This window comes from Zobellia uliginosa (genome assembly GCF_900156625.1).
GTDB lineage: Bacteria > Bacteroidota > Bacteroidia > Flavobacteriales > Flavobacteriaceae > Zobellia > Zobellia uliginosa.
This window is the reverse complement of sequence record NZ_FTOB01000018.1, coordinates 1-14,785: the sequence shown is the minus strand read 5'-3', so window position 1 is coordinate 14,785 and position 14,785 is coordinate 1. Positions and strand designations below refer to the sequence as shown.

Sequence of the window (14,785 nt, the reverse complement as noted above, 5' to 3'; positions counted from 1 at the left end):
ATGGTATCTTTGTCAAGTACTTTGTACATGGGCTATGGTATTTGCGTGTGTTGACACAAATGTCCGTAGCCCTATCTTTCGATCCAAAAAAAGTTTAAATCACTTCAAATTAAACTTACTACCACATTACCAAATTATTTTCAACGGCATATCGTATTAATCCAATGACATTTTTTGCGCCAGTCTTCTTAAACATACTTCTTCTATGGCTATCCACCGTAGTTACACTGATAAAAAGTTTACTAGCAATTTCTTTGCTAGAGTATTCTTGACAAATAAGTTGAAGAATTTCTCGTTCTCGAAGAGTGAGCTCATGGTTTGATAGAATTCTACCAGACTTTTTCTTACTAATCAAGTCCATCATAACAGAGGTAATTTCATTACTGTAATACGTACCGCCATGAATTATCTTTTTTACAGCACCAAAGAGTTCAGCTTTTTTAATTTTTTTTGACAAATAGCCCTCAGTTTCTACCGAGAGAATTTCTTTTACTAATTCACGACCCAGAAACATACTCAATACCAGAACGGGAAGGTTCGGGTTAATCTCTTTTATTTTTTTTATCAACTCGATGCCATTCATTCCTGGCAAATTGATATCGGTTATTACAAGACCTAAGGATTCATTTTCGAGATACTGCAAAGCTTCTTCCGCACTGGTAACAGTGTTCAAAATTTCGATTTCATCACAATCTTTTAAGATCGAGGTTAATCCATGCAAGAAAACAGGGTGATCGTCAACAAGAAGTGTTCTTGTTCTTTTATTAGTTGGGGCAATCATAAGGTTGAGGTTTTAACAAGGTTTACGTAACTAAATAATAAGAAAAAAATAGTGTCTAGGTTTGTTCATTCCTCAATTAGTAGGACAGGTTTTCTACAAATCTAGGTTAATTCATGCTGCTTTTTTATATGTCTATTGGTCTATCGTAATCGATTGATTCATGTCTGTTTATTCCCCAATTAGTAGGGCAGGTTTTCTACAAATCTAGGTTAATTTATACTGCTTCTTTAAATATGTCCATTGGTCTATCATAATCGATCGGTTCATGTCTTCTTTCCTTGTTGTACTATTCAAAGTATTCTACCAATAGCAGGAACAGGTCGGGTCCATCGCTTGGTGGGTTCAGATAGATTTTCTCATACTTTACGCTTCTCCATAAGCGCTCTATAATTGCATTGTCCGTTGCCTTCCCTTACCGTCCATGGAAAGTTTGATCTCTTTGCCCAATACGCTACTTGGGAATTCATCGGAGGTGAACTGGCTCCCTCTTGGTCCGTGTTTATTATTTCAGGTTTCCCATGCTGCCCAACGGCCTCTTCCAAGGTCTTCGCGCACCATTCGGCCTCCATGGTGTTGGACGCTACAATGGACGACGAAGCGACTGTGCAGGTCTATTATCGCCGTAAGGTACATATTATTCTTTTCTCATGGGAATATAGGTAATGTCGGTCGCCCATACTTGGTTGGCCCTGGTTATCTCCAGATTCCTCAACGGATAAGGGTAGGTTTTGTGTTCCTTGTTCCTCTTGGAGGTATGTCTGCCGGGCAATACCGGCCTAAGGTCCATCACACGGTAATAAAGCCCCGATCGGTGGATACCTAGACTACGGCACTGTGCACATATACTCATCATGGAACGGCCCTTGCGTACCATTTTTCATCTTTCGTCCAAAGGCCTTAGCGCAAGGCGTCCTTTAAAAAATCAACTTCCACTTTAGGCTCCCCAATAGTCTTGAGCGCTAGGTCGTTCTTTTTATCGGCCTCGCTCCGTTTATCGGTCTTCCTTTATTCGAAAACCTGTTCGGCTCCCGAAAGAAAATCCCGCTTCCAACCACTGATCTGGGTCGGGTGTATTTTATACCTTTGGGCAATCTCGGTAAGACCGTGCCGCTCTTTCAAGGCCTCCTGAACTACCTTGGTCTTTAATTTTGATGTGAATTTTCTTCTTGTAGTATTCAGTAAATTTAATAATCAAACGTACTGTCCTAAAATCTTGGGTATCTACACACTACGGAGAAATCGGTAACTAGCAAAATATAAATTAAGGGTAAACCACAATACATTATCCTTATTAATCATTACTTAAAAATCGTATTTTATCATGATATAATTTCTTCAGCTCCTTTCTTAATTTTAATTTTATCCTGAAAAAAAATATCATACACCTAATAAGAATAATACTACAATATTATGCATGTCAAGATTTGCTTGAAAAAAAAATCAAATAGCAACAGTAGTTTGGATAAGACAATTTAGTGGTTAACAGTATGATTGGTCATACTGTTCTACTTATCCATAATACTAGTTTGTAAAAAATTAACCTACTAATGTTTTTTCTTTTTAGAGAAAGAACAATTGCAAATTATTATGAGAACAATTTTGTTTTTCTGCTTAACGGCAGCTTTTAGTTTAATCCCCAATAATTTATTTTCTCAAGATGCAAAGATCATAATCAACACTGATAAAAATATACCTGTAGTTCAAGTTTTTGAACTCATTCATGAACAACTAGGTTATAGGTTTATATATAATGATGAATTAATAGACAACACTCCTATAGTTGAATTAAAAAAAGGGGAAATCTTAGTAAAGGATTTATTACAAACGATATTAAGCCCTATCAATTGTGATTACAAGTTTACAGAAGATGGAACCATTATTATAAAAAAAATAGTAAGCTCGTTCTCTCTTAAAGGTACAATTACTGATAACAAAGGAGACCCCATTCCAGGAGCAAATATCGTAGAAGAGGGAACCTCTAACGGGGTACAATCAGACTTTGATGGTAATTTTACTTTACAAGTTTCAGAAGCTACAGCAACTATAATTATTTCGCATTTAGGCTTTATAACTCAAGATGTTGCCATTAACAACAGAAAGACTGTTCATATAACGCTAATAGAAGAAATCTCTAAACTTGATGAAGTATTTGTAACTGCTTTAGGGATAAAAAGAAAAAGAAAGGAATTAGGTTATTCTTTTCAAGAAGTTAAAGGAGATGATTTGTCCATTAATCCTACACTAAGTATTACACAGTCTTTATATGGAAAGGTAGCTGGGGTAAATATTTCTCAAACTGCGGCCGGAGTTGGTGCAAGTTCTAGGGTAATCATTAGAGGTAACAACTCTATTAATGGAGACAACCAGCCTTTATATATTGTAGATGGAATTTATTTGGGAAATTCTGGTATAGGAAGAATAACAGGTGATAAATCTGAAAAGTTTACTTCTGGAATAGATAATGGCGATGGTCTTTCTAGTTTAAATATAGATGATATTGAAAACATATCTGTATTAAAAGGTGGAGCTGCATCTGCTTTATATGGTGAACGAGGTGCTAATGGTGTTATAGTTATTACTACAAAAAAAGGAAAAAATAATTCCTTTAAAATCGATTATAATGCGACAATAACTTTTGATATTGCAGATGCAAAATACGAAAATTATCAAACAGATTACGGTTTTGGATCAAGGGGAATACTACCCAACCCATTAGAGATTAATACTGTGCAAGTAGGCACAACGAATGCTTGGGGGCCTAGATTTGGGACAGGAGATAATTTGGCGCGTATTTTTGATGGGTCTTTTAAACCTTACAGGAACGTTGAAAATAACATTCAAAACTTCTTTAACATAGGCACAACCTATAATAATAATATAAGCTTTTCAGGAGGGTCTGATAATACTACATATAGATTTGGTTATGGTAATCTACAAAACAATGATGTAATACCACTTAGTGGTCTCAAAAGAAACAGTTTTTCCTTGAGAGCGACAACAAACCTTAATAAATTACTTTTAGACGGAAAATTATCCTATATAACTGAGGAAATCAAAAACAGACCAGCTTTAGCTGATGATCCTAATAATATTGGTTTTTCTTTATCTCGTTTAGCGCCAAACATAGATCAAGCATGGTTACAACATTATCAAGATAATGAAGGTAATTATTTTGAATGGAACGCTGATCCTTTTCGTTTAAACCCTTATTATGTTATTTCTGAAAACAGCAATCTTTCGACCAAAAATAGAGTTCTAGGCAATTTTAACCTGAATTACGGCATTACGGATTGGTTAAAAGTCGACACCAAAGCCAGCATTGATAAATTTGATTACAATGTTACAGATTTTGTAAACTCAGGAACCAATCTTCCAGGAAGACAAAATGGAGGGTTAAGAGCACACGATATTTCTTTTCAGGAATATAATATTGAAGGAACATTGTCTGCTAGTAAGGAATTTGGGAAATATGGGATATCTGTTGCCGTTGGAGCAAATCATCGTAAAACGAAAAGAATTGACGGTGGTTATTTTGCTTCCGATATGATACAAAGAGGGATAAACAATTTGTCTAATTTTTCTAAAAAAACGTTAGAAGGAAAAACTAATAAAGAGATCTTGGTTAAATCCTTATTTTCATATGTAAGAACTAATTATAGTAATTTACTATTCTTGGATATAACGGCTCGTAATGATTGGAATTCTACCTTGGCTACTGCCAAGGAACCAACTTCTGATTTAAACAATAATTATTCTTTCTTTTATCCCTCTGTATCGACCAGTTTTGTATTTTCTAATGCCCTCGATATGTCTTCAAACATATTAAGTTTTGGTAAAATTAGAGCTTCTTGGGCAAGTACAGGAAAAGCTCCCGAAGAACCCTTTGCAACCACACCTTTTTATACCGTTGGTTCACAGCCTCTTTTAGGCCAACCTTTGGGCTCTGTAGGTAGCGGAGTAATACCTAATGAAACATTAAAGCCAGAAATATCAAATACCTACGAGATAGGTGTAGACTTATCATTCTTCAAAAATAGATTTGGTATAGATTTTTCTTATTATAAAACAAGGACCAAAAATCAATTAGTTGTATTGAACATATCACAGACATCAGGATATTTTGGTGTTTGGGAAAATATAGGAATCGTTGAAAACACAGGTATAGAAGGTTTGGTTACAGCCGGAATATTTAGAAACCCTAAAGGATTTAATTGGGACATGGCATTAAATTTTTCTAAAAACAACAATAAAGTCATACGTCTTAATGAAGATACAGATAAGCAGGTAATATCGATAGCAAGATGGGCCGGCGCACAAGTAATCGCCCAAGTAGGAAAAAGTTCATCGGAAATCTATGGGCAACAACTACAAAGATCCCCGGATGGTCAAGTAATTATTGGTGAAAACGGATTGCCAAAACTAACAGGAACCTTTGGAAGTTTAGGTAAAGTTACACCGGATTGGATTATGGGAGTAACGAATGAATTTTCATACAAGGGTTTTAACTTGGGAACTAGCTTGGATATGAAATTTGGGGGATATGTATATTCTATGACAAATGCTTATGCCGCAGCTTCTGGCTTATTAGATCAAACGGTTGAAGGAAGGGATGCGTATAATAATTGGGTGCAGCAACAACTCGATGAGGGGTTAACCATCTCACAAATAAGTACACTCACTCCAGATGCAGGCTATATAGCTGAAGGTGTAGTTGAAGTTATAGATGCCAATGGTGATGTAACCTATCAAGAAAATACCATACCTGTAAACCCGGAAGATTATTGGAATTCTTTATCTGGAGAAAATACGACCCCAGAACCTTTTATCTATGACGCATCCTATATAAAACTTAGGGAATTAAGTATCGGTTATAGTTTTCCTAGTGAGATATTCAATAAAATGAGATTAGATATAGACCAATTAAGGCTATCTATTATAGGGAGAAACTTATGGACAATATATTCCAACCTACCTAATATTGATCCAGAATCAACATATACAAGTGGAAATGGGCAAGGTTTTGAATATGGATCCCTACCCTATAGAAAATCATATGGTTTTAATATTCAAATAACATTCTAAAAAAATGAAAATGGCTATGGAAATTATAAAATATTTGTGCTGTATAGTACTTATTTTAAATATAATGGGGTGTGAAGATGATGAACTTTTTAGAGAAACAAATACAAATCGTGAAGCATTTTCTTCTATAGACCCAAATTTATTATTAACCACAGTACAGGCTTCCCTTTCAGGAGGAAGATTAGAACAATGGAGAGCTAATCTGATCTATGGTGAAGGATTTGTACAACATCTTAGTGGTTCTTTTGCTGTTTCAAACTACGGTGCTTTTTTTAAACATAATGCAGAATATGAAACTGCGCTTTGGCAATCTAATTATGGCAATGGTATTATTAGAAATTTGATCGACATCCAGGAACGCACAAAAAATAACCTTGCTTCAAAAAATATAAATGCAATCTCCAAAATTCTAAAAGTAATGGTTTTTCAAAGATTATCCGATAGCTATGGGGATATACCATATTCTGAAGCAGGCCTGGGCTTTTATGAAGGTATTCACTTTCCGAAATATGATAATCAAAAAGAAATTTATGATAATTTCTTTGTGTTGTTAGACGAAGCTTATAATCAATTGGATGACGGGCCTAGTGCCGATAAAATTACAGGAGATAACTTTTATAATGGTGACATTTCTAAATGGAAAAAATTAGCTAACTCGTTAAGATTACGATGTGCAATGAGAATTTCTGCAGTTGATGAGGCTAAAGCTATAGCTGAAATACAATCTGCAATAAACAATGGGCTCTTCGAAAGCAACGATGATAACTGTTTTACTCATCATGATGAAACAGGGTTTAATACTGTTGGAGCAGAAAAAAATGGAAATGGTTTATCACAAGCATTAAAAGGTAATGGAGTTGTTTTGGATCATCCTACTGAAATTTTGCTTAGAAACTTAGTAGGAGACCCAAGAATGAATATATGGTTTTTATCTGGTAATTCTGGGAATATTGAAGGGGTTTCTTCAAATAATTTCCGATGGGATCACCCTGGTGGGTCAACAAATTTAGGCGTTATTCAGCCATATCTATACAAGGATGATGCACCATATTTACATATTTCATATTCAGAGATTCAACTTTTGTTGGCCGAGGCAGTTCAGAGAGGTTTTATTTCAGGAGATGCACAAAATTATTATCAAAACGGAATAGAATCAGGGATTCTACAATGGTCTGCATTTGGGGCAGATATCGATCAAACAGATGTAAAAGAGTTTACTGAAACTAAAACGCTTACCCCGGGTAATGAAATTGAAGAAATAGTCACACAACAATGGTTAACTCTTTTTTTGAATGGAATGGAAGCTTATGCAAACCATCGTAGAACAGACTTGCCAATTTTGGACGCAGTGACCCGAACTGATACGGATACCAATGGAGTAATGCCAAAAAGGTTTCCATATCCGGGAGAAGAATCTACTGTAAACGAAGTTAATTATGAAGCGGCAAGATTAAAATATCCAAATGGTTGGTTATCTCCTATTTGGTGGGATGTTAATTGAGCTTTATAAATAATAAAGTTCCATAAAATGCCAAATTCCTAATAAAAATATACACGGCAAAATGAAAACGATTTATATAAAAAAACTATTTTTTTTGATAATATTACTAGGTTCGGTAATCTTGATTATCTCCTGTAGTGATGATACTAATTATTCTTCACCAGATCTCGTTTTAGTAACATCAAATATAGAAACAGAATTAAATTTGCGTGTTGATGAGGAGGTAATACTTAGTCTTAATTTTGAAAATGCGGTAGGTCAGTTATCTTATATTTGGAGTATTGATGGTACTATTGTTTCCAAAGAAGATAACTATGCTTTTCAACCTACTGAATCCGGACAGTTCTCTATCGATGTTTATGTAGAAGATGCAGAAGGAAAATATACAAACGAGATATTCAAATTAAAAGTAGTAGGCCTTCCACATGTTTATGACAGCAATAAGGTGGTTGTAGGGTATTGTCCAAGTTACAAAACAGATACTGTAGAATGGGATAAAATTACACATTTAATATATACTTATGTGTATCCAAAAGAGGATGGTACCCTAGACACAAGCGATATGCATGCATTGGCTTCATATGTTACACAAGCAAAAGCCAACAATGTGAAGATACTTGTTTCAATTGGGGGATTTGGTTTTTATCCAGGAAGAGATACCAGAATATTTACAAATGTTATTGGGGATGATGCCAAACGTTCAAAACTGGTACAGAACATAAATACGTTTATACGGGATAATCAACTAGATGGTATTGACATTAATTATCAAGAATTAATAGGAGGAGGAGAAACGGTCGATAATACGGAGACCAATAAACTACTACCTTTTTTCCGTGAACTAAGAGAGGCGCTCCCAAGCGAAAGTCTAATAACCTCATATGTTACTGGTAGTTATGAATGGGCTGCTTATCATTTTAGGGATATTACTGCAGAAATGGCTAGCGTATTAGATTTTATTTCAGTGATGTCTTTCGACAATTTAGGTTCTTGGCCTGAGTCTGCTTTAGGACCACATTCGTCTATTACAGATGCACAAAACGCATTGAATCGGTATATAGAATTTGGAGCCCCTAAAAGTAAATTGGTATTGGGACTTCCCTTATATGGACGAGATTTTTTGACAGCCTCTGGAGGAGTAGCACAAGTAATTACATATGCAGATATTGTATCGCTATACTCCCCTACAGAAAGTGAGTTTATGGAAGGAAATGTAAATAGGGACGGACATAATATTTTCTTTGATTCGCAAGAGATCGTTTCCCAAAAAGTTAATTATGTAAAAGATAATGAATTTAGAGGAATTACTCTTTGGAAGTTAGGTCAAGATACAAGTGATCCTAATTTATCTCTATTAAAAGATATACTTAATCAGTTTAATTAGGATGGAAAATGTGAGATAGTGCTTAGAATTATTAAGTAAAAGCAACTACATATTAGAGATCAAAATTATGAATAATACGATTAGTGTATTACAAAAAATTATCATTGTATAATTATTGACGACGAACCCTTTGCCAAAAACAATATAGAATCACATTTAGCTTCATTTAATAACATAGAACTTATAGGTTTATACAGTAATCCAATAGAGGCATTAGAAACAATAGAACAAAGCAATATTGATGCTATATTCTTAGATGTTAATATGCCAGAAATCAGTGGGTTGGATTTTATTAAAAAGTATAGACATGATTACAAAATTATTAGTACAACAGCATATAGAGAATATGCTGTAGAAAGTTTTGAACTAAATGTCCCGGATTATTTAGTAAAACCCATACCCTTCAATCGATTTTTAAGAAGTATGGATAAGCTAAATCAAACTATAAACCTCAATCAATTAAGAGGTTATGAATATTCAGCCAATAAAGGGCCATTTATTTTTTTTAAAGTCGACAAAGGACTGGTAAAAGTTCTGTTGAAAGATATTTTATTCATCAAAAAGCCTCAAAGACTATATCAAAATTATCACTACACAGGATAGTCATGTTGTACACAAATCATTAGCACAAATCACACAAGAACTACCTTATTCAAATTTTATACGTGTGCATAGATCATATACTATTGCCCTTGACAAAATAAAATCGGTAGAAGAAAATCTGATTGAACCATTGCTATATTCTTTCACAGGATATAGCTCTAGTAGGCATGTATAAACATTAAGTAATACAATTTATATTTTCATCATTTTAACATAGGGCACAACATATGCCTATTTGTTTTATAAATGAAGTACTATACTTCGATATATTAATCTTAAAACATATACATATGAAACCTAAAACAAAAATGTCATTGACTATTCTATTAAAAAATATAAAAAAAACATTAAAAGAGCTTCCCAAAGCCTGTAGTTACGCGATACATCGATAGAAAATAACATAATTAATATTCTGAATTAAAAAAGGTATAAGAGCATTAGAAAGTACTAGAACACAATGTCAGTTCATAAACAAATAAGCTTTTTTAACGGCAGTTATGCTTTTTACAAAACTAGGATCTATTATTAAAATAATATAGTATAAACCTAACTTGTTGTGTGTTTTGATATTTTTTAATCTAAAATTCGTAAATAATAGTGTTTTTACGCTATAGAAATACTATCGCTTGAAAGTATAGTTCTCCTTGTAATAATTTGCACCTCCTATACAAATGCTGAGACAAACTTGAACAGGGAAAGAATCAATGTGCAAAAGAATTAGTTATCCTTACTGATACAAAATAAATGTTCGAACAACATAGATGAGAGGGCTTATCCTGATACTACTTGGGATAAGTTCTTTTTATTTTTACGTTTTTCAGTATTAAAACCAGTGGCTACTAATGGATTTATACCGAAGCTTATTTTATTTATGATGGCTTTTCAAATCATATATATTGAAATAATCGACAAAATATATAGGGGAGAACAATGCTTAAATTGTTTTTAAATAAACAATAAGTAATAAAAATAAAAAAACGATATGAGCACTGAGATTGATGGATCAAAGGATTATTATGGCATATTAGGGCTAGATAAGAATAATTTAGACACACTCTATGAGGAAGCAAAAAAGAAAAAAAAAATAGAAAATGACGTACAAATAGCAAAGGAGATCAAAGATGGTAAAAGACAAACAACTGTTAAACTTACTCCAGAAGAAATAAAAAAAGAAGCAGAAGCCTACGTGTATAGTCACGCATATAGAACGATTGCGCTTCAGCAACACCCTGATAAGAGGGGGGATAATGGGGGTAATGACAAATTGATACAGGCACAAGAGGCCAGGGATATTTTGCAAGACCCAGATAAAAGAGAAAAATATGATAAAAAGAGAGCGGAGTTTCTTAGAAAAGAATCTGGCCCAAAAACAAAAAGTAGAGCTCGGCGAGAGGGCACCAAAGGGTATGCACCACAAGGGCACCAAGAACAACAAGAACAACGGAAAAATTCGTCTCAAGACAGATATAGAAGACCACAACAACAAGGTTCAGATGAAGAAAATATAGATTTAAGAAAAGTCATAGATGATTGGGAGAATGCTTATCAAATATTAAAACATGATTTTCGAAATCTGAGAGAATCTAACAACAGTGCAAAAGAAAAAAATAAAGATTTAAGAAAAGTCATAGATAATTGGAAGAATGCTTATCAAAGTCTGGAAGAATCTAACAACAGTGCAAAAGAAAAAAATAAAGATTTAAGAAAAGTCATAGATGATTGGACGCGTGCTTTTCAAAGATTAGAACATGCTTATCAAAGTCTGGAAGAATCTAATAACAGTGCAAAAGAAAAAAATAAAGATTTAAGAAAAGTCATAGATGATTGGGAGAATGCTTATCAAAGATTGGAACATGATTTTCGAAATCTGGGAGAATCTAACAACAGTGCAAAAGAAGAAAATAAAAAATTAAAAAATAAAAATCGTGTATTAAGGAATAAAATCAACAATTTAAGTGAAGATTACGGCAGCTTAGAAGAAGAAAATAAAAAATTAAAAGAAAAGCTGCAAAAATATGAGCAAGAAGGAGATAAAGAAAATAGAGTAAATGATCTTATTATAAAAATAGAAGGAAAAATTGAAGAATTAAGGAATTCTGAATTTGAACTACCTACTGAAATAAAACAGTCTATGGGCTATTCAAACGACGAAAAAAAACGTAATCTTCAAATACGTTATGATGTAGAAGCTGAATTCTTTAATAAAAAGAAAGTAGAAAAGTATGATTTTTTGAATAGTATAGGTAAAAGGATCAGTGATAATAAACATGGATTAAAAAAAATTGATGACAGACTTAGGGATTTACGGGAATGTGAAAAAGATATCGAGAGTTTTTATGGAAAGATAGAAAATGAATATAATAACCTTAACGCATTATATAAAGACGTAGGTCCTAGAGAAGAAAGAAGAATGGAGAATTTCTCAAATCCTCAAGTGGTTAAAAATAATATAAGTCGGAGTTCGAGTCCAAACGGATCAACATCAAGAGGAGTACGGAGTAGGAGAATATAAATTAAAAAACTAATTTTCATCCGATATATAAAGTAGTAGTATCCAATATACTGTGTAAACAGAAATCAGGCGGGTTTTGCAAAAATCCAAATCCCAAGTCAATATGATGGTGATGGCACTACAGTTAAAAACCCGACACAAAAACTATCATTAAAATGAAAATGCTTGATCTTAGAGGTTGATGATTTTAATGATCCCCATGTTATATATAGCATGGGGATTTGTCTTTTTTGAGCTAATTGACACTATCCCGTAAACTGTGCAAGTTAAAAATAACTAGGGTTTGACCCTTATCTATAGTCCGACCCTTTTTTCATAGATTGTAAGGAACTGATTTAAAATGATGCCCCAGTTCCTGATGGGCATGGACCACTTTTTCGTGGCCTCCCTTACCGCTAAATATACGGATTTCATCACGGCCTCGTCGGTCGGGAAGGACAGCTTGTTCTTGGTGTACTTCCTGATCTTGCCGTTCAGGTTCTCTATAAGGTTGGTGGTATGGGTGATCTTACGGACCTCCAATGGGAACTCGAAGAATACGGTGAGTTCCTGCCAGTTATCCCTCCAGCTCTTTATGGCATAGGAATACTTGGATTCCCATTGCCCTGCAAAGTCCTCCAAGGCGGCCCTTGCAGCCTCTTGGGACGGGGCATTGTAAATGTGCTTCATATCGGTGGTAAATGCTTTTTTATCCTTCCAAACCACATACCTACGGGCATTTCTTATTTGGTGCACCACACATATCCGGGTCCTGGATTCCGGGAAGACGTTCTTGATGGTGTTCGTAAACCCATTGAGATTGTCGGTGGCCGTAATAAGGATGTCCTCGGTACCTCGCGCCCTGATATCGGTCAGTACGCCCATCCGGAAAGCGGCCGATTCGTTCTTGCCCGGCCAAAGCCCCATCCCTTCTTTTTTACCGTCCCTGCGCAAGCCTAAGGCGATATAGACGGTCTTGTTTATGACCTTGGAGCTCTCACGTACCTTAAATACGATGCCATCCATCCACACAATAAGGTAGGCAGGTGCCAGGGAGCGGTTATGCCAGGCTACGATATCGCCGGATACCTTGTCGGTAATCCTTGATATGGTCGAAGTGGAGACTTCAAAGTTATAGGCCTCCCTTATCTGCTCCTCGATATCGCTGTTGCCCATCCCCTTGGCCTAGAGCGATACGATCACGTTCTCGAGCCCGTCGACCATGTTCCCACGTTTGGGCACTATCATGGGGTTAAAGGAAGCTTTCCTATCCCTTGGCACGGCTATTTCGGATTCCCCGAAAGAAGTGCGTACCTTCTTTTTGGAAAACCCGTTTCGCGAATAGCTCTGATTTGATTTTTGGTGTTTGTCATAATCCAAATGACCATCCAGCTCCCCTTCGAGCATCTTCTCGATACCCCGTTTTTGGTGCCCCTTCAAAAAACCGTTGAGTTCATCCCAGGTCTTGAACTGCTTTAAAAATCCATCGTCGAATAATTCTTCTTTTTTCATAATGTGTAAATATTTAAAATCAAACAAAAAAAATAGCTGGGGCATGCCCCAGCTATTTTTTATTTACACACTTTATAAGATAGTCCCGTATATTTTTTAGATAATTCTTTCTATCACTACTTTTGGGATCATAAGTCTATCCAAGGGCTGTTGAAACTGTTACATCTTTCCACGCTTCGAGATCGGTTTTTACATGCTCCATTTTTTTATAGGCCATATCATAAGCATCTTGACCAAGAAATAAGTGTAGCGGAGGATCCATTACTTCACTTATTTTTATCATAGCGTTAGCTGCCTTTACAGGATCTCCGGCTTGATTGTCATCAATTTCACGCAGATGTGCTTCTTGAATTTGACGGGCTTCGGTATACTCAACAATTGGGTTAGCGGGTACGGCTAAAGATCCTTTCTTTAGAAAATTAGTCTTGAAATATCCAGGATGTACAACTGTCGCCTTAATTCCAAATGATTTAATATCAGCAGCCAAAGCCTCTGTAAAAGCCGTTACTGCAAATTTGGTAGCGCTATAGATACCCCAAACAGGAAAGTTTGCAGTATAACCTGCAATAGAAGATATGTTGATAATATGTCCGGATTTTTGTTTCCGTAGGTAAGGCATTGCTTTTCTAATGACATGTGCCAGACCAAAAACATTTACATCAAAACTAGCCCTTATCTCGGCATCAGAAATTTCTTCTAGTGTTCCCATCTGGCCATATCCTGCATTATTAACAATAACATCAATTTGCCCGAAATGAGCGACTACAGCCTCAATCGCTTCTTGCACACTTTGCTCGTTTACTAGATCCATTTCAATCGGCAGAAACGTTGTAGTAACGTTACTTACTTCTTTTTCTAATGATTTTATATCGCGTGAGGTTGCTGCTACATAATATCCACTAGCTAGTAATTGCTTTACAAGTGCTAATCCTAAACCTTTAGATGCTCCGGTTACAAACCATACATTCCTATTCATAATTATTTTTTTATTGTTAATTGCTGACTTATATAGTTTTTATAATTATCTAATTTTTAATACAACAATGATTAAAGTGTTAAATACTTTCAATACTATCTGTGAATTAAAGAATGGGGTTATGAAAGAGTCAACAAGTTGTTTGTAATCCAAAATTAGGATGTTGTTGAAAAATATGATATCCTGATAAAGAATGATTTTTGAATAATGGTTAATAAGGGTAATATGTTGAGGTTTATTTATACTTTTTTACGTTACAACCTTTGGTTTAGTTGGTTCTAATAATCCAAAATGAGGGCTAATGAGTTTATCTTCTATACTCTTGGAGTAAGGATGAACTAATTTTATTACAGTAATTTAATGTAAGCTTCCCTTAAAACCGAACTGTTTAAAAGTAGAATAATAATCTTAATTTTAAACAGTATTATGAGGAAGAGTAGATTTTCACCCACGCA

General features: G+C 34.9%; 11 protein-coding genes and 1 pseudogene. 6 read left to right on the top strand and 6 right to left on the bottom strand.

Annotated elements, in window-relative coordinates; all coding sequences use genetic code 11:
• Positions 1–118: 118 nt before the first annotated feature.
• The 4 genes from BW980_RS21925 to BW980_RS23050 all read right to left on the bottom strand — a co-directional run bounded on the left by BW980_RS21925 (position 119) and on the right by BW980_RS23050 (position 1,960).
• Positions 119–781, bottom strand: coding sequence for a response regulator transcription factor (locus BW980_RS21925; RefSeq protein ID WP_076457292.1), 663 nt, complete (start codon positions 779–781; stop codon positions 119–121).
• Between the two features lie 356 nt (positions 782–1,137).
• Positions 1,138–1,350, bottom strand: a complete 213-nt coding sequence (locus tag BW980_RS22245) for a hypothetical protein (RefSeq protein WP_083690599.1) — start codon at positions 1,348–1,350, stop codon at positions 1,138–1,140.
• A gap of 65 nt (positions 1,351–1,415) precedes the next feature.
• The gene (locus BW980_RS22435; protein WP_139327768.1) at positions 1,416–1,655 is read right to left on the bottom strand and encodes a hypothetical protein; all 240 of its coding nucleotides are present in this window, start codon (positions 1,653–1,655) and stop codon (positions 1,416–1,418) included.
• A gap of 131 nt (positions 1,656–1,786) precedes the next feature.
• Complete coding sequence (locus BW980_RS23050) at positions 1,787–1,960, bottom strand: transposase (protein ID WP_139327769.1); 174 nt, start codon at positions 1,958–1,960, stop codon at positions 1,787–1,789.
• 408 nt (positions 1,961–2,368) lie between these two features.
• On the opposite strand from BW980_RS23050, the gene BW980_RS21910 reads away from it, so the two are divergent.
• The 6 genes from BW980_RS21910 to BW980_RS21890 all read left to right on the top strand — a co-directional run bounded on the left by BW980_RS21910 (position 2,369) and on the right by BW980_RS21890 (position 11,863).
• On the top strand, positions 2,369–5,863 hold the full coding sequence (locus BW980_RS21910; protein WP_076457291.1) for a SusC/RagA family TonB-linked outer membrane protein: 3,495 nt from the start codon (positions 2,369–2,371) through the stop codon (positions 5,861–5,863).
• Positions 5,864–5,873: 10 nt separating this feature from the next.
• On the top strand, positions 5,874–7,364 hold the full coding sequence (locus BW980_RS21905) for a SusD/RagB family nutrient-binding outer membrane lipoprotein (protein ID WP_175609939.1): 1,491 nt from the start codon (positions 5,874–5,876) through the stop codon (positions 7,362–7,364).
• Between the two features lie 61 nt (positions 7,365–7,425).
• Entirely contained in the window at positions 7,426–8,748 is a 1,323-nt protein-coding gene (locus tag BW980_RS21900; protein WP_076457289.1) for a glycosyl hydrolase family 18 protein, read from the top strand.
• 87 nt (positions 8,749–8,835) lie between these two features.
• Entirely contained in the window at positions 8,836–9,351 is a 516-nt protein-coding gene (locus tag BW980_RS21895; RefSeq protein ID WP_083690598.1) for a LytR/AlgR family response regulator transcription factor, read from the top strand.
• Complete coding sequence (locus BW980_RS23045) at positions 9,293–9,526, top strand: LytTR family transcriptional regulator DNA-binding domain-containing protein (protein ID WP_083690597.1); 234 nt, start codon at positions 9,293–9,295, stop codon at positions 9,524–9,526. The genes BW980_RS21895 and BW980_RS23045 overlap by 59 nt, the downstream gene beginning before the upstream one ends.
• 807 nt (positions 9,527–10,333) lie before the next feature.
• Positions 10,334–11,863 carry a DnaJ domain-containing protein gene (locus BW980_RS21890; protein ID WP_076457288.1) on the top strand — a complete coding sequence of 510 codons (1,530 nt, stop codon included), beginning with the start codon at positions 10,334–10,336 and terminating at the stop codon, positions 11,861–11,863.
• A 294-nt stretch (positions 11,864–12,157) separates the two neighbouring features.
• Here BW980_RS21890 and BW980_RS21885 read toward each other — a convergent pair.
• Positions 12,158–13,354: pseudogene (locus tag BW980_RS21885) on the bottom strand (IS256 family transposase).
• A gap of 136 nt (positions 13,355–13,490) precedes the next feature.
• On the bottom strand, positions 13,491–14,330 hold the full coding sequence (locus BW980_RS21880; RefSeq protein ID WP_076457287.1) for an SDR family oxidoreductase: 840 nt from the start codon (positions 14,328–14,330) through the stop codon (positions 13,491–13,493).
• Positions 14,331–14,785 lie beyond the last annotated feature (455 nt).